Annotated in this window: 14 protein-coding genes; 5 read left to right on the top strand and 9 right to left on the bottom strand. The window is 59.6% G+C overall.

Annotated elements, in window-relative coordinates:
* Positions 1 to 35: 35 nt before the first annotated feature.
* Positions 36 to 959, bottom strand: a complete 924-nt coding sequence (locus ACA067_RS30360; protein ID WP_497462868.1) for an RHS repeat-associated core domain-containing protein — start codon at positions 957 to 959, stop codon at positions 36 to 38.
* Between ACA067_RS30360 and ACA067_RS30355 the strand changes: the two genes are divergently transcribed.
* From ACA067_RS30355 to ACA067_RS30335, 5 genes are all read left to right on the top strand, one after another.
* Positions 864 to 1,094 (top strand): hypothetical protein, encoded by a 231-nt coding sequence (locus ACA067_RS30355; RefSeq protein ID WP_497462892.1) that lies wholly within the window; start codon positions 864 to 866, stop codon positions 1,092 to 1,094. The genes ACA067_RS30360 and ACA067_RS30355 overlap by 96 nt on opposite strands.
* A 187-nt stretch (positions 1,095 to 1,281) precedes the next feature.
* Positions 1,282 to 1,962: a two-component system response regulator CreB gene (gene creB, locus ACA067_RS30350; protein WP_497459759.1), complete on the top strand. Its 681-nt coding sequence runs from the start codon at positions 1,282 to 1,284 to the stop codon at positions 1,960 to 1,962.
* Positions 1,962 to 3,380: a two-component system sensor histidine kinase CreC gene (gene creC, locus ACA067_RS30345; RefSeq protein ID WP_497459758.1), complete on the top strand. Its 1,419-nt coding sequence runs from the start codon at positions 1,962 to 1,964 to the stop codon at positions 3,378 to 3,380. Before creB ends, creC begins: the two co-directional genes overlap by 1 nt.
* Positions 3,381 to 3,568: 188 nt before the next feature.
* The gene (creD, locus tag ACA067_RS30340) at positions 3,569 to 4,939 is read left to right on the top strand and encodes a cell envelope integrity protein CreD (RefSeq protein WP_497459757.1); all 1,371 of its coding nucleotides are present in this window, start codon (positions 3,569 to 3,571) and stop codon (positions 4,937 to 4,939) included.
* 783 nt (positions 4,940 to 5,722) lie between these two features.
* Complete coding sequence (locus tag ACA067_RS30335; protein ID WP_497454346.1) at positions 5,723 to 6,085, top strand: DUF6124 family protein; 363 nt, start codon at positions 5,723 to 5,725, stop codon at positions 6,083 to 6,085.
* Positions 6,086 to 6,255: 170 nt separating this feature from the next.
* Here ACA067_RS30335 and ACA067_RS30330 read toward each other — a convergent pair whose 3' ends face one another.
* The 8 genes from ACA067_RS30330 to ACA067_RS30295 all read right to left on the bottom strand — a co-directional run bounded on the left by ACA067_RS30330 (position 6,256) and on the right by ACA067_RS30295 (position 15,515).
* Positions 6,256 to 6,885: a glutathione S-transferase gene (locus ACA067_RS30330; protein WP_497459756.1), complete on the bottom strand. Its 630-nt coding sequence runs from the start codon at positions 6,883 to 6,885 to the stop codon at positions 6,256 to 6,258.
* A gap of 212 nt (positions 6,886 to 7,097) precedes the next feature.
* On the bottom strand, positions 7,098 to 7,277 hold the full coding sequence (locus ACA067_RS30325) for a hypothetical protein (protein ID WP_497459755.1): 180 nt from the start codon (positions 7,275 to 7,277) through the stop codon (positions 7,098 to 7,100).
* On the bottom strand, positions 7,274 to 8,404 hold the full coding sequence (locus ACA067_RS30320) for a PepSY-associated TM helix domain-containing protein (RefSeq protein ID WP_497459754.1): 1,131 nt from the start codon (positions 8,402 to 8,404) through the stop codon (positions 7,274 to 7,276). Before ACA067_RS30320 ends, ACA067_RS30325 begins: the two co-directional genes overlap by 4 nt.
* A 72-nt stretch (positions 8,405 to 8,476) precedes the next feature.
* Positions 8,477 to 10,915: a TonB-dependent siderophore receptor gene (locus tag ACA067_RS30315; RefSeq protein WP_497459753.1), complete on the bottom strand. Its 2,439-nt coding sequence runs from the start codon at positions 10,913 to 10,915 to the stop codon at positions 8,477 to 8,479.
* Positions 10,916 to 11,162: 247 nt separating this feature from the next.
* The gene (locus ACA067_RS30310) at positions 11,163 to 12,134 is read right to left on the bottom strand and encodes a FecR domain-containing protein (protein WP_497459752.1); all 972 of its coding nucleotides are present in this window, start codon (positions 12,132 to 12,134) and stop codon (positions 11,163 to 11,165) included.
* Positions 12,131 to 12,649 carry an RNA polymerase sigma factor gene (locus ACA067_RS30305; protein WP_497459751.1) on the bottom strand — a complete coding sequence of 173 codons (519 nt, stop codon included), beginning with the start codon at positions 12,647 to 12,649 and terminating at the stop codon, positions 12,131 to 12,133. Before ACA067_RS30305 ends, ACA067_RS30310 begins: the two co-directional genes overlap by 4 nt.
* A 221-nt stretch (positions 12,650 to 12,870) precedes the next feature.
* On the bottom strand, positions 12,871 to 13,578 hold the full coding sequence (locus ACA067_RS30300) for a 3'-5' exonuclease (RefSeq protein WP_497459750.1): 708 nt from the start codon (positions 13,576 to 13,578) through the stop codon (positions 12,871 to 12,873).
* Entirely contained in the window at positions 13,575 to 15,515 is a 1,941-nt protein-coding gene (locus ACA067_RS30295) for a putative nucleotidyltransferase substrate binding domain-containing protein (RefSeq protein ID WP_497459749.1), read from the bottom strand. Before ACA067_RS30295 ends, ACA067_RS30300 begins: the two co-directional genes overlap by 4 nt.
* Positions 15,516 to 15,525: the final 10 nt, after the last annotated feature.

Genomic DNA, 15,525 nt, shown 5'->3' with positions numbered 1-15,525 from the left:
CTAGGATTCATTTTTTCGTCGGTACAACTCTTAGGTCACTCTGAGTTGCGCCGCACCCTGGCATTGGACGTCCGTGGCAAAAGTGTTTCAGGGGGGCGATCAGGCACTGGCGGTGGTGGCCCGATTGGGCGTGTAATACGTCGGGTTTGAACGGGTGTTTGTTGGATTGTGGAATAGGGTGGCGGAGGTCGCGGGGTAATTCTGTAGTAAATAGGTGGCATCTCTCTGCTCCAAACCCTCTCAAAGTCTGAAATTGAGTTTGGCAGGGAATAAGCTGGCGGAGTCATTATTGCTTCGTCATAACTAGGTAGCTTAGATTGACGGGCTATTGTAAATTCAGGGCGTTTTAAATATGAAGTCTGCGCAGCATTAGCCATCGGATTTCGATAGGTTGGTCGGGCTGAGACTGCGGCAATATTTGCGGACGATCTAGAGGGGGTATTTTCCAATATCGCGTTGGTAGTACTGCTAGTGAGCGTACGGCCTGTCCTATTTGTGCTTGCAGCAGTGGTGCGAGATCTGCCAATGAGGTTCAAAAACCTGTCCACTGCTTTAGAAACTGTGAAGAAGTTATGTCCCTCTGGGTCAATCCGATTTCTGGGATCCCCCCCACAATACGCATACGCATTCACCCCCCCCTCCCCAAACGGACTCCAACTATCCGGGTTGTTAAACCGCATCAACACCGGATTAAACGCCCGATACCCATTACCCAACAAATAATGCCCGGTCACCGAATCCAGCCTCTCACCGTTAAATCCAAGGAAACTGAGCAATCCGTTCTCCGGCGGACGATGCCCGTAAGCTGTGTAGGCGAGAGGATTAGGTTGGCTCGCGTCAAGCGCGTTCAATACCGAGCGCTGTTGATCGGTCGCCAACAGCGCCGTATCGACTTTCTTGCCGTGTCGCTTTTGTTGGGCCAACAACTGATCGTCATGCTGAAAGACACTGCTGTGCACCGCGCCCTGTATTTCCGTAGCCAGCCGCGTTTTGCAGTAATAGAGCTGGATACCGGCCTCCTCCAGTGGCGTGCAATTCGCCAACCGATCCAGCGGATCGTAGTGGTAACGGCACAACACGATCTGGCGAGGTGACGTAGGCATCGATTGAGCTCCATGCAGAATCCAAAAACCGGACCACCAGCATCAAAGATTCTTCAGCCGTTGGCTACTATCAGAACTGCTAGGTTCGACACCCGGTCACCGCAACCACCGACTGCCGATTGACGCGCGTTGAGGCATCCGGCACCGTTCGCCAACGAACTCTCTGTGCTCGGACGCCATGCCCCATATCCTGATTGTCGAAGACGAAGCCGCCATTGCCGACACCCTGATTTTCGCCTTGCAGAGCGAGGGCTTTACCACGACCTGGTTGAGTCTCGGCGCGGCGGCGCTTGAGCATCAGCGCCAGACCCCGGCCGATCTGATTATTCTCGACATCGGGCTGCCGGACATCAGCGGCTTCGAAACCTGCAAGCAACTGCGACGGTTCAGCGAAGTGCCGGTGATGTTCCTCAGCGCCCGGGATGGGGAAATCGATCGCGTTGTGGGTCTGGAAATCGGTGCGGACGATTATGTAGTCAAGCCGTTCAGTCCCCGTGAAGTGGCGGCGCGGGTCAGGGCGATTCTCAAGCGCATGGCGCCACGAGCCGTGTCCGAAGTCTCCTCGGCATTGTTTCGCATCGACAGCGAGCGCGTGCAGATCAGCTATCGCAACCAGTCGCTGAGCCTGACCCGTCACGAATTTCGTCTGCTGCAATGCCTGCTGGAGCAACCCGAGCGTGTGTTCAGCCGCGAGCAGTTGCTCGATGCGCTGGGTGTCGCCGCAGACGCCGGTTATGAGCGCAGCATCGACAGTCATATCAAAAGCGTGCGCGCCAAATTGCGGCTGGTTAAGGCTGATGCCGAGCCGATCCAGACCCACCGTGGCCTGGGTTACAGCTACAGCCCAGGACGCAGCTGATGCCGCTGGGGATCCGAATTTTCCTGGTCTATGTGCTGTTTATCGGCCTGACCGGTTACTTCGTGCTCAACACTGTCATGGAGGAAATCCGCCCCGGCGTGCGCCAATCCACCGAAGAAACCTTGGTCGACACTGCCAACCTGATGGCCGAGATTCTGCGCGATGACTTCAAGGCCGGTACCCTCAATCAGAACCGCTGGCCGCAACTGCTCGAGGCCTACGGCGAGCGGCAACCGAAGGCGAGCATTTGGGGTTTGCCGAAGAATCAGGTTAACCACCGCATCTACGTTACCGACGCCAAAGGCATTGTGGTACTGGACTCCAGCGGGGTGGCGGTGGGGGAGGACTACTCGCGCTGGAACGACGTCTACCTCACTCTGCGCGGGGAATACGGTGCGCGCTCCAGCCGCAGCGATCCGGATGATCCAGCCTCCTCGGTGATGCACGTCGGCGCGCCGATCCGCGACAACGGCCAGATCATCGGCGTGGTCACCGTGGCCAAACCCAATAGCTCGTTGCAGCCTTATGTTGATCGCACCGAACGGCGATTGCTCGCGTACGGCGCCGGGCTGATCGGTCTCGGTCTTTTGTTTGGCGCATTGTTGTCCTGGTGGTTGAGCGCAGCGCTACGCCGGTTGACGGTGTATGCCCAGGCCGTCAGTGAAGGCCGGCGGGTCGAGGTGCCGCACTATCGGGGCGGGGAGCTGGAGCAGTTAGCGACAGCGGTAGAGCAGATGCGCACCCTGCTTGAAGGCAAGGCTTACGTGGAGCGTTATGTCCACACGCTGACCCATGAATTAAAGAGCCCGCTGGCGGCGATTCGTGGTGCGGCGGAGCTGCTGCAAGGCGAGATGCCGCTAGCGCAGCGGCAACGGTTCGTCGGCAACATCGACAGCGAAAGTGTGCGGATGCAGCAGTTGATCGAGCGCTTGTTGAACCTGGCACAGGTGGAGCAACGGCAGGGGTTGGAGGAGCGGGTGAGGGTGCCGTTGGCGGCTTTGGTTGATGGGTTGTTGAGCGCGCAAGCGGCGCGGATCGAGGGCAAGCAGTTGCGAGTCGAGCAGCAGATCACGACGGATCTGGAGCTGTTCGGCGAACCTTTCCTGTTGCGTCAGGCGCTGGGCAATCTGCTTGAGAACGCCCTGGATTTCACTCCGGTCCAGGGCTTGCTGCGATTCAGCGCCGAGCGGGTCGGGGGCCGGATCGAGTTCAGGCTATTCAACCAGGCCGAGCCAATTCCCGACTATGCGTTGCCGCGTTTGAGCGAGCGTTTTTACTCGCTGCCGCGCCCGGACAGTGGACGTAAAAGCACCGGGTTAGGGCTTAACTTTGTTGAGGAAGTGGTAAAGCTGCATGGCGGAGAAATGAGTATCGGTAATGTCGAGGGCGGGGTTGAAGTCAGGTTGCGCCTGGCCTAGTACCGAGTCACGCCCTTCGCGAGCAGGCTCGCTCCCACATGGAGATTGAGTGGCCACAGCGCAAATCAATTGTGGGAGCGGGCTTGCTCGCGAAGAGGCCGGCCCAGTCTCCACACAGTCTCCATATTCCCCACATAAAACCCCCACACACCCACACCAGACTCTCCCCATCAAACAAGGAGAGTTCCATGAACCGAAGCCTGACCCTCAAACTCGGGGCCATTGCCCTGCTGATTCTGTTGTTGCTCATCCCGTTGCTGATGATCAGCGGCGTGATCCAGGACCGCCAGCAACTGCGCGATGGCGTGCTCGAAGACATCGCCCGCAGTTCCAGTTACAGCCAACACCTGAGCGGCCCGTTGATGGTGGTGCCGTATCGCAAGGTGGTGCGCACCTGGAAGCTCAACGAAAAAACCAACCAGCGTTATCAGGAAGTCGGTGAAGAACGGGGTCGCCTGTATTTCCTGCCAGAGCGCTTTGAACTCGATGGCCAGGTTCAGACTGAATTGCGTAAACGGGGCATTTATGAGGCGCGGCTGTTCCACGCCGACAATCGCATCAGTGGGCATTTTTCGCTACCGGCGCAATTGGGGATCAAGGAAGACTTCAACGATTACCAGTTCGATCAGCCTTTCCTTGCCGTCGGTATCAGCGACATTCGCGGCATCGAGAACGCCTTGAAACTGGAGCTGGACGGCCAGCGGCTGGACTTCATTCCAGGCAGTCAGGTTCGCTGGTTGGGTGAAGGCGTACACGTAACGCTGCCCGCCTTGGACGCCAGGCAGCCGACTGAACTGACCTTCGGCTTCGACCTGCGCCTGCAAGGCACCGGTCAGCTGCAGGTCGTGCCGGTGGGCAAGACCAGCAAGGTGTCACTGGCCGCCAACTGGCCGCATCCGAGCTTCATCGGCAACTACCTGCCGGCTCAGCGCGAAGTCACCGACCTGGGGTTCACTGCCCATTGGCAAACCTCGTTTTTCTCCACCAACTTGCAAGAAGCCTTGACCAGCTGCTTGTCTGGCAGTGGCTGCGAAGCATTCAGCGGCCGCAGCTTCGGCGTGAGCTTCATCGACCCGGTGGACCAGTACCTGAAAAGCGATCGGGCGATCAAATACGCGCTGCTGTTTATCGTCCTGACTTTCGCTGGCTTCTTCCTTTTTGAAGTGCTGAAAAGCCTGGCGGTGCACCCGGTGCAATATGCCCTGGTCGGCGTGGCCCTGGCATTTTTCTACTTGTTGTTACTGTCGCTGTCCGAACACATCGGCTTTGTCTTGGCGTATCTGTTGTCGGCAAGCGCCTGTGTGTTGCTGATTGGGTTCTATGTCTGCCACGTGCTGCGCAGCGTGCGTCACGGGTTGAGTTTTTCAGCTGGGTTGGCGGCGTTGTATGGCTTGCTCTATGGCTTGTTGAGTGCAGAGGATTACGCGCTGTTGATGGGCTCGTTGTTGCTGTTCGGGTTGCTGGGTGTGTTTATGGTGCTGACGCGGAAACTGGATTGGTATCGGGTTGGGCAGAAGACTGCCAAGCCGCTGGAGTTTGATATTGGGGTGGTGGAATGAGCCGGTCGCTGGGATTGCGTGAGGATCAGCGGGAAGGGAAGGTATTGGCGACGCTGATTTTTCGATTGTTTCCGTTAGATCCGGTGCGGTGCCATCGCGAGCGGGCTCACTCCCACAAAAGATCTCAAATGGACACAAAGATCGTGTTCACCGTAGATCAGATGTGGGGGCGAGCTTGCTCGCGATGAGGTAAGTAAAGCCAAAGACGGTCTAAACCTTCGGAATGGCGCGCAATCGACCAGGCGATCAAGTGGGTCGTAGTGGTAGCGACCTAAGAGGGTTTCGCGAGTAGAGGCAGGCATTGACTGAGCTCCGTGCAAGGTCGAAAAAGCCGAGTCTTTAGCATCGTTACTTTTTCAGTGGGTGGCTACTATCAGAACTGTTAGGGTTTCGCCGTTCCTGCTCCCTCGCTATAGGAAGCCTCTCTCGTAAAAAAGTAGGTTTTCCTACAGGAAAAACAGGCTTCCTACAGGGCCAATCCCTTCCCTTTGCAGGACGTTTCCTAGATTATTCCGCACGCTTGCGCCGACAGAATTCCGTGCCTAATCTCCGTCCGTCACTGCTCATCAGTGATCGGGTTTAGTCGCCCGGATCTTTCTAGGCGCACAGCGCCACCTCATTCCAGGTGTTTTCATTGCCTGAAAGTTATGGTGGCTGTGCGCAGGGCACCCTCGGGTGCGCCGGGTTGCCTAGAGACCGGTCGACTAACCTGCGTGCAGCCGCCACCCCTGTTCGTTTAGTCGCGATATCGGTTGGCTCCAATTAGCTCTAGGAGTTTTACCAATGAAAAAATCTGTCCCCGATCCACCCTCCAATTCAAATAGAAACGACGATCCCCTCAGAGACCGCTCCGCACTCTACCGTGCAATCGATTTCTACCTGACCGGCGAACAACCGTCGGCACCGGATGAACTCCGGTTCTACAACGTCAGTGATGATGTGAGTTTCGAAGACACCCAACTCTATGTCGCCGACCTGCTGCGCTGTGCCTCGGTCACGGCCTATCAATGCGGCGACCACCTCAAAGGCGCAGACAGGGCCATGGTGTTTTCCGTCTGGCATTTGCTGGAGATCGCCAAAGCCATGGTTGATCGGTCGATTGATTGTCTGGGGATGAAGAAAGCTGGGTCTGATCCAGGTCATTAGGCGCCAGTGATACCGCCATCGCGAGCAAGCTCGCTCCCACAGGGAATTTGAGGCGAGCAAAAAATAATTACAGGAAAGGACAATTTTTTGAAAATAAGAAGCGGGACAGTTTTGTTTGGTTCAAATCTATCCCGCTGTTTACGCTCATCAATAATCTACCCTTGCTGGCTTCAAACCTTGGGCATTGTCGCCAGCATCGAAGCCCGCTGGCTCACCTCGAAATACCAGCCCGCCAGCTGTGGATTCGCCTCGCGCCACTCCAGATCCGGGTGGCGCAAATCCAGATAACCCAATGCGCAGGCCACGCTGATTGCCGCCACATCGAAATGGCTGGTCAGCTCGGCAATCGCGTCTTTTTCCAGTAGTGCCAGGGTGCGGCGGATTTTGTCACGTTGGCCATCCAGCCATTCGTCCCAATGTTTTTCCGGAGCGCGCAGGGCCACTTCGTAGCGGGTCAGTACTGCAGCGTCCATGATCCCGTCGGCCATGGAAGCCAGGGTCAGGCGCCGCCAGCGGGCAGAGCCATCACGCGGGATCAGCGGGTTGCCGACGTGCTGGTGATCGAGGTAGTCGAGGATTACCCGGCTGTCATGGATGACGTTGCCGTCGGCCAGGCGCAGGGCCGGGATTTTGCCCAGGGGGTTGTCGTTGATAAGCGCAAGGTCCGGATCGACTGGCGTGAGCACGCAGTTTTGCAGGGCTACGCGGTTTTGTTGGCCGGTTTCGTGGAGCAGCACCATGACTTTGCGAACGAAGGGCGATAAGGGGTTGTGGTACAGGGTCATGCTTGGGGCGGACATGGCGGCGTCTCGGTCAATGGTAGTGTCGGCAGCATAGCGCGTAACTTTCGCTCTGTAGGAGCTGTCGAGTGAAACGAGGCTGCGATCTTTTGATCTTGCTTTTACCCGTCGAAGACAAGATCAAGATCAAAAGATCGCAGCCTCGTTTCACTCGACAGCTCCTACATTAGGGTCTCCGATAGGCATAGGGGATGTGGCGACCCTACAAATCGTCAGGGGCGTTGCAGCAATCCGCGCAAGGCAAGCACGGCGGGGACGCCCAGGCCCAGCCAACTCAACCCATCCCACACGCCATCGCCCAGCAACGCGGCGAACAACCCCGCGCCGCTGAGCAGGGCAATCACGGTGGGCGTGGCGAAGACCTTCCAGAAGTTCGACTGCCTCGGCTTCATGCTTGAGCCTGCGCGTTTTCAAGGACAGGTTTTGCAGCCTTGCGCCGAACGACCCACAGGTAAACCCCGCTACCGAGCACAATGATGGTCAGCACATCCAGCGCCGCCCAGAGGATTTTCATCGGCATGCCGCCGTAGTCACCGAAGTGCAGCGGCTGCGACATGCCCATGGCGTCCATGTACCACGGACGTTCGGCCACGGCAGTGACTTGCAGGGTGCTGGCGTCAATCAGCACCGGCGTCAGCAGATGCGAAGTCAGGTGCGTGCTGCCTTTCATGAACACGGCGTAATGGTGTTCGCTGGAAAACCGGGTGCCGGGGAAGGCGATGAAGTCCGGTTGCATGCCGGGCGCGACGTCTTTGGCGATGTCGAGCAAGCGAGTCGCCGGAGCGAGTTGCGTCAGCGGTGGTGCGTCGCGGTACGGCGCGACCATTGCGCTGAGGCTATCGTTACGCCAGGCGGCGATCAGCAGGTCGGCGCAGGCGCTGATGACGCCGGTCACGCCGACCACCAGGGCCCAAGTCAGGGTGACCACGCCGATCAGGTTGTGCAAGTCGAGCCAGCGCAGGCGGGTGGATTTGTCCTGGCGCACGGTGGCGAATTTCAAGCGGCGCATGAACGGCAGATAAAGCACGGTCCCGGAGACGATCGCGAGCACGAACAGCAGCCCCATGAACGCAAGCAGCAGCTTGCCCGGCAGCCCGGCGAACATGTCCACGTGCAGGCGCAGCATGATCATCATGAAGCCGCCGTTGGCCGACGGCATTTCCAGGGCTTCACCAGTGCGGGCGTCGAGCATGAAGGTGTGAGACGAGTTCGGCTCGGTCCCGGCAGTGGCCGCCATGATCGCGATCGCGGCGTTGGGCTCGTCTTCTTCGAAGCCGAAGTACTGCATGACTTCGCCGGGACGATGTCTTTGCGCGGCCTGCACCAGCTGCTGCAGATTCAGCTGCGGGGTGTTCGCCGGCATCTGCTTGAGCTCGGCGGCATCGCCCAGCAGGTGGTCGATCTCATGATGGAAGATCAACGGCAGTCCGGTCAGTGCCAGCATCAGCAGGAACACCGTGCAGATCAGGCTGGTCCAGGTGTGGACGAAGGACCAGCGGCGAATTGTTTTACTTTTCATTTCATGGCCTTCAGAAATACCAAAGCCGTCCTCGTAGGACGGCCTGGGGATCGAGCGTGTCAGATCAAGCAATTACCACTTATAAGTGGCACTGGCGACGACACTGCGTTGGTCGCCGTAGTAGCAATAAAAGCTGTCGCACGTGGAGATGTAATCCTTGTCGAACAAGTTGGTCGCGTTGAGTGCAAGGGAAGCGCCTTTGAGGCTGTTGTCCAGACGCCCCAGGTCGTAATGCACCGCCGCATCAAACACGGTGTAGGCGTCGGCCTTGCCCAGCCATGTGTTGCCCTGATCGCCATAGGTATTGCCGGTGTAACGCGCGCCGGCGCCGATGCCGAAGCCGTCCAGTACGCCGTTGTGCCAGGTGTAATCGGCCCACAGCGAGGCTTGTTGGTTGGGCATCAGTTGCAGACGGTTGCCTTTGAAGTCGCCTTTCTGCACTTCGGACTTGGCCAGGGTGTAGGCGGCGATGACCTTGAGGTTTTCGGTCACGTCGGAAACGGCTTCCAGTTCCAGGCCTTTGACTTTGACTTCACCGGTCTGGCTGGTGATTGCAACGTTGTCCGAGTTGGTGGTGGTGACGGAGACGTTTTTCTGGGTCAGGTTGTACACCGCTGCGGTCAGCAGGGTGTTGCTGCCGGGCGGTTGGTACTTGATGCCCAGTTCCCATTGCTTGCCTTCAGTAGGCTTGAACGATTCGGTCGGCGACGCCGTGGCGTTGCTGGTCGGCTGGAACGACTCGGCATAAGACAGGTACGGCACGAAGCCTGAGTCGAACACATAGCTGATCGCCGCGTTGCCGCTGAACTTCTTGTCGCGCTCGGTATTTGTTGCATTGCCACTGTTGAAGAACTTGGTGCCGGTGTGTACCCAGTCTTCACGACCGCCCAGGGTCAGACGCCATTGGTCGAGGGCCATCTGGTCCTGGATGTACAGACCGGTCTGGCGAGTTTTTTGGTCATAGTCATAAAATGCGGCGGAGCGTGGTGGGCGCGTGATTGGCAAGCCATATTCCGGGTGATTGACGTTGATGCTCGGGGCGGAACCGAAGATTGAGGTGTAGTTGGTGTTGTTACGCTGGTGGTCGAGCCCGACCAGCAGGGTATGGTGGATATCGCCAGTGGAAAAGTCGCCCTGGAAATTGTTATCCACCGCGAACTGGCTGATATCTTCGTCCACATTGGTAGTGCCCCGCCCGGTATTGCCTTCATCGTCGACGACTAAACCGAACTCGGGGAAGTAGCTGTTGACGGTGATTGCCTGGAACGACAGGTCAGACTTGGTGTAGCGCAGGTTTTGCCGGAACTGCCATACATCGTTCAGCCGATGTTCGAAGGCATAGCCCAGTGCGTAGTAGGTGCGGTCGTAGTATTCGTAATTCGGATCACCCAGATTCTTGTGGTGGGAGATCTTGCCGAACGGCATATCGATCTTGGTGCCCTGAATGGGATAAAACTGGCTGGTGATCCCGGTATCGTCACGGGTGAACTGCGTGAGCAGGGTGAGTCGGGTGTCGTCGTCGATGTTCCAGGTCAGGCTCGGCGCAATGTTGTAGCGCTGGTTGTCGACGTGGTCGATCTGCGTGCCGCTGTCGCGTATCACACCGCTCAGGCCATAGAGGAGCCGGCCTTCATCGTCGATCTTGCCGGTGCTGGCGAAGTTGATCTGGCGGTGGTTGTCACTGCCGTATTGCACCTGGATTTCATGGCTCGACTCGGCGCTGGGGCGGCGGCTGACCATGTCCAGCAAGCCGCCCGGCGGGGTCTGGCCGTACACCGACGAAGCCGGTCCGCGCAGCAGGGCGAGGCGATCCAGGTTCCAGGTTTCCTGTTTCGGGTTGGCGTACACGCCTTTGGGCAGCGGCAGACCGTCAAGGAATTGAGTCGGTTCGAAACCGCGCACACGCAGCCAGTCGGCGCGGGTGTCGCTGCCGTAGCTGCTGGCGACGATGCCGGGCATGTAGCGCACGGCGTCATCGATATTTTGCACTTTGCGGTCGTCCATCTGCTCGCGGGTGGCGACCGAAATCGAACGCGGTGCTTCGACCAGCGCGGTGTCGGTCTTGGTGCCGGCGGCGGTGCGAGTGGCCAGGTAGCCTTCCACCGGACCCCAGGCGCTTTCAGTGTTTTGCACGCCGATGACGGCGGTTTCCGGCAGCGCCATCACACCTTCGGGCACGGCCACCAGGGAGTAAGTGCCAGCGCTGCTCTGTTCCAGTTGCAGACCGGTGCCGCGCAGGGCTTCGCGCAGGGCGCCGGCAGCGTCGAACTGACCTTGGACCGGGGCCGAGGTCTTGCCTGCCGCCAGGGATGGATTCAGCGACAGCGCCAGGCCCGCCTGGCTGGCGATCTGGTTCAGCGTGCTGGCCAGTGGCGCGGCCGGCAGGTTGTAGGCGCGAACGCTGGACGCCTGTTCGGCGGCGATCAGTTGACCACAGGCCAGAGGGGCGCAGAGGGCAATGGCGACGGCCAGCAAACCGGGGCGCAACAAGGTGTCTAGCGAGCGGGACATACGGCGGCTCCTGAATGGAAATATTTCTCAATTGCCTAGGTGCCGAACGAGAATCTGAAAGTGTTAGGGCTGGATGAAAATAATTTCGATTCATTATTTGCGGTGACGCTGGCGGCCTCTTCGCGGGCAAGCCCGCTCCCACAGGTTCTGCGTCGTTCGCGAGATTGGCGCACGACACAGACCCTGTGGGAGCGGGCTTGTCGGATCGCCGCAGCGCGGCGATGGCGTCGGATCAGGCACTGAAATATCAGGGCCTGGCTTCAGCCTTCGCCACCGTCACCCACCACGGCGTGTGCTGTTCGATCTGCACCGGCAGGGTCGGCAGCAGGGCGCTCAAGGCCAGGTCGGTGTCGTGCAGCGGGAAACTGCCGGTGATTCGCAAGTCGGCAACTTCCGGTGCAACGCCCAAATGCCCGCGGCGATAGCGTCCGAGTTCGTTGACCAGGTCCTCCAGTCGCGCGTTATCGACCACCAGCATGCCGCGGGTCCAGGCATCGGCGCCGAGGTTGAGCGCGATGATCGGGCCGAGGCCGTTGTTGCGCATCAGCACTTGCTGGCCTTCGCGCAGAATCTGTTCTTCAGGGCTTGAAAGCGGATGGGCGGCCACCGCCGACTGCAACACGCTCAGGCGCGTGCCTTCTTCCTCGCGCTTGACCAGGAACCGGGTGCCCAGTGCGCGCATGCTGCCTTCGCGGGTTTCGACGATGAACGGTCGGGCGTCGCCATGGCCAGTTTCGACGAGGATTTCCCCTTCCAGCAGAATGATCCGCCGCTGCTGTTCATCGAAGCGCACGTCCATGGCACTGTGGGTGTTGAGGTTGACCAGCGTACCGTCGCTCAGGCGCAGGGTGCGTTGCTCGCCGGTGGCGGTGCGCTGGTCGGCCAGCCAATAGTCGAGCGGCAGATAACGATCACCGGCGAACAGCGCCAGGCCGATCACTGCAACGACGCTCGCCAGGCCGCTGCCCAGTTTGCGTATCCCACGGCGAATGCTTGTACGCGATTGCAGCAACGCGGTGCGGGCCGGACCGCTGGCGACGCTGAATCGCGCATCGAGCATGCCCAGTTGGCGCCAGGCTCGGGCATGTTCTTCGTGGGCGGCGTGCCACTTGGCGAATTCTTCGCGATCGACCGGGTTGCCGGCATCCAGGGTCAGTTGCCAGGCGATGGCGGCATCCAGCACCTGCGCCGATACCGGTCGGGAGCTGGTCGGGCTCATACCGGCTCACCGTACAGCGCGATGTAGCACTGACGAATGCCCTGGGCCAGGTATTGACGCACCCGCGACACCGACACGCCCAGACGCTCGGCGATCTGCGCGTGGCCAAGGCCGTCGAGTCGGTTATAGAGAAACGCTGCCCGGGCCTTGCTCGAGAGTTGGCCGAGCAGGCGGTCGATGTTTTTCAGGTCATCCAGGATCAGCTGTTGCTCTTCCACTGAAGGTTGTTCGGCTTCGGGGATCAGCATCAATTCGGTCAGGTAAGCCTGTTCCAGCGCGGCGCGGCGGAAATAGTCGAACAGCAAGCCCTTGGCGATCGCCACCAGAAACGCCCGCGGCTCGCGAGGTTCCTTGAGTTCATCACGGCCCAACAGGCGGACGAAGGTGTCCTGGCTCAGGTCTTCTGCCCGTTGTGGGCAGGCCACGTTGCGTCGCAGCCAGGCCAAAAGCCAGCTGCGATGGTCGCGATACAACGCACCAACGAGCTCACTCTGGGGGCTTTGGACTGACGGCACGCCGTATCACCGATTGGGAAGTGTTAACTAACGAGAATTGTTCGCGATTGTGGCAGAGGCGGGGGAGGTAAGCAATTGGCCACTGGTCGGGTGGGTGCCCAGCGTCTTGTATGGGCGCAGAACCCCCTGTAGGAGCTGCCGAAGGCTGCGATCTTTTGACTTTGATTTTAAGATCAAAAGATCGCAGCCTTCGGCAGCTCCTACAGGGGCGGCGGTTGCATTCAGAATGAAGGCGCTCGCTGCCGCCGTTTCCACTGACTCAACCGCTGCTGCAAATTCAATGGGGTATGAATCTGCTGCTGTCGTGCCCGGCTGAACAGGATCAGCGCCAGCTCCGCCGTGGCCAGCGCGTCGGCACTGGCGTTGTGCCGCTCGAACACCTCCAGCTTGAACCAGTCGATCCACTCATCCAGCCCGGCCTCGCGAATATGCGCCTGCGGACACAGCAGCGGCGCGATATCAGCGACATCCAGAAACAGATGCTGCAACTTGTAGCCCAGATGATCTTTCAACGCGCGGCCGAGCATGTGTTGATCGAACGGCGCATGAAAGGCCAGCACCGGACTGTCACCGACAAATTCCATAAAGTCGAGCAGGGCCTGGGCCGGGTCGCTGCCGGCGGCAATCGCGCTCGGGCCCAGACCGTGAATCAGCACGCTGGGGCCGAGTTTGAGTTCGCTGCATTGCAAGGTGCGTTCGAATTGCTGGCTGAAGTCGATCGCCCCGTCCTCGATCACCACCGCGCCGATGGACAGCACTCGATCCTTGTTCAGGTTCAGCCCGGTGGTTTCCAGGTCGAGCACGACCCAGCGTTGCTCACGCAGGCTGCACTCGCCCAGCTCGGCAGCGGCGGGCAAGTGTTGCAGGCGTAGTTGAAGTTCACCGCTGAGCATCGGCCCTGCCGGGCGCAACCATGAAAACAGGCTCATAGCTGATACCGCAGGGCCAGGCTGCTTTGCAGGCGTTGAGCCTGGCGCAGAGATTCACGCAGGATCCGTCGGTCCAGATGGTTGAGGCTGTCCGGATCGACCCGATTGGAGTAGGGCAAGTTCTCCCGGGTCTGCAACTGATGTTGCTGCATGCGGGTTTGCTGGATGAAGTGATAAGCCTCTTCGTACGCGGCACCGTCCAGCCGTTCGATGACCTCTTTCTCCACCAGTTGGCGAAAGCGCTCCAGGGTATTGTTCGCTTCAATCCCGTGGGCCAACGCCAGCAAGCGGGCACCGTCGACAAATGGGGTCAGGCCCTGGATTTTCAGGTCCAGGGTGGCTTTTTCACCATTCTTGCGAGCCAGCACAAAATCGCGGAAACGCCCTACGGGCGGGCGATTGCGCAGGGCGTTCTCGGCCAGCATGCGCTGGAACAACCGGTTGTCGTCGACCTGGTCGAGAATACCCCGGCGCAACTGCTCACAGCCTTGCTCGTCACCCCAGACCACGCGCAAGTCGAAGTAAATGCTCGAACCCAGCAGGTTCTCCGGCGTGGCTTCGCGGATAAACGCCGCGAAACGCCGGGCCCACTCGGCCCGGGACAGACACAGCTCGGGATTGCCGGCCATGATGTTGCCCTTGCACAGGGTAAAGCCGCAGAGCGCCAGGCTCTGGTTGATCTGCTGGGCGATGGGCAACAGCTTGCCGCGGATCTCGGCGGCATGGGCCGCGTCCCGGGCTTCGAACAGAATGCCGTTGTCCTGATCGGTGTGCAGCGTCTGCTCGCGACGGCCTTCGCTGCCGAAGCACAGCCAGCTGAATGGAATGCCGGGGTCGCCCTTCTCGGCGAGGGTCAGTTCGATGACCCGGCACACGGTATGGTCGTTGAGCAGGGTGATGATGTGGGTGATCTGGGTCGACGACGCGCCGTGGGCCAGCATGCGCTCCACCAATTGGCCAATCTCGCCGCGCATCGCCACCAGGTTTTCCACGCGCTGGGCGCTGCGAATGGTCCGCGCCAGATGCACCAGATCGACCCGCTGCAGGGAAAACAGATCCCGCTCGGACACTACGCCGCACAGGCGATGGTCCTTGACCAGGCAGACGTGGGCGATGTGCCGTTCGGTCATGGCGATCGCCGCGTCGAAGGCGCTGTGGTCCGGCGACAGGAAAAACGGCGCCTGGGTCATGTGGCGCTCGATGGCTTCGTTGAAGTCGTCCGTGCCGTCGGCCACGACATGGCGCAGGTCGCGCAGGGTGAAAATACCCAGTGGGGCTTTCTGCTCGTCGACGATGACGATGCTGCCGACTTGCTGGTCGTGCATCAGCGTCACGGCGACCCGCAATGGCGTGGCGGGGCTGCAGGTCACTGGGTGGCGCATGGCCAATTCACCCAGCCGGGTGTTCAGTGAGTATTGGGTGCCCAGGGTTTCCACGGCTTTTTGCTGGACTTGCTGGTTGACCTGATCGAGCAGGCTGCTGACGCCGCGTAGGGCAAAGTCGCGAAACGCGTTGGAAAGCGCGAACAGTTTGATGAACGCCAGCTTGTTCAGCTGTAGGCAAAAGGTGTCTTCGGCGGCCAGGTGTTCGGTGCGGGTCGCACGCTCGCCCAACAGCGCGGCGAGGGGGAAACACTCGCCGGTGGTGATTGCGAAGGTGGTTTCAGTCCCGCCCTTGGCCGTGTGGGGACGTTCACCCACGACCTGGCCTTGTTTGACGATGTAGAAATGCTCAACCGGGCCATCGGCCGGCTTGATGATGCTCTCGCCGGGCGCATAAAAACGCAGCTGACATTGCTCGACCAGGTACGCCAGGTGGGCGTGTTCCATTTGATTGAAGGGCGGGAAGCGCTGAAGAAATTGCAAAGTACCCTGGATGTTCTGCAACACCGCGGTTTTCCCTGCCTGTGTGAAGGCGTCCGCTTTACTCATAACCATTACCGCAGTC

The sequence above is a fragment of the Pseudomonas sp. LBUM1674 genome (assembly GCF_059695635.1).
Note: the sequence above shows the minus strand (reverse complement) of the source record. Positions and strands in the feature narration are given on the sequence as shown.

Coding starts and splice junctions, on each gene's coding strand:
- creD (WP_497459757.1), top strand. CDS start 3,569: ATGAACCGAAGCCTGACCCTCAAACTCGGGGCCATTGCCCTGCTGATT.
- ACA067_RS30325 (WP_497459755.1), bottom strand. CDS start 7,277: ATGAAGCCGAGGCAGTCGAACTTCTGGAAGGTCTTCGCCACGCCCACC.
- ACA067_RS30315 (WP_497459753.1), bottom strand. CDS start 10,915: ATGTCCCGCTCGCTAGACACCTTGTTGCGCCCCGGTTTGCTGGCCGTC.
- ACA067_RS30295 (WP_497459749.1), bottom strand. CDS start 15,515: ATGGTTATGAGTAAAGCGGACGCCTTCACACAGGCAGGGAAAACCGCG.
- ACA067_RS30330 (WP_497459756.1), bottom strand. CDS start 6,885: ATGTCCGCCCCAAGCATGACCCTGTACCACAACCCCTTATCGCCCTTC.
- ACA067_RS30335 (WP_497454346.1), top strand. CDS start 5,723: ATGAAAAAATCTGTCCCCGATCCACCCTCCAATTCAAATAGAAACGAC.
- ACA067_RS30320 (WP_497459754.1), bottom strand. CDS start 8,404: ATGAAAAGTAAAACAATTCGCCGCTGGTCCTTCGTCCACACCTGGACC.
- ACA067_RS30310 (WP_497459752.1), bottom strand. CDS start 12,134: ATGAGCCCGACCAGCTCCCGACCGGTATCGGCGCAGGTGCTGGATGCC.
- creC (WP_497459758.1), top strand. CDS start 1,962: ATGCCGCTGGGGATCCGAATTTTCCTGGTCTATGTGCTGTTTATCGGC.
- creB (WP_497459759.1), top strand. CDS start 1,282: ATGCCCCATATCCTGATTGTCGAAGACGAAGCCGCCATTGCCGACACC.
- ACA067_RS30300 (WP_497459750.1), bottom strand. CDS start 13,578: ATGAGCCTGTTTTCATGGTTGCGCCCGGCAGGGCCGATGCTCAGCGGT.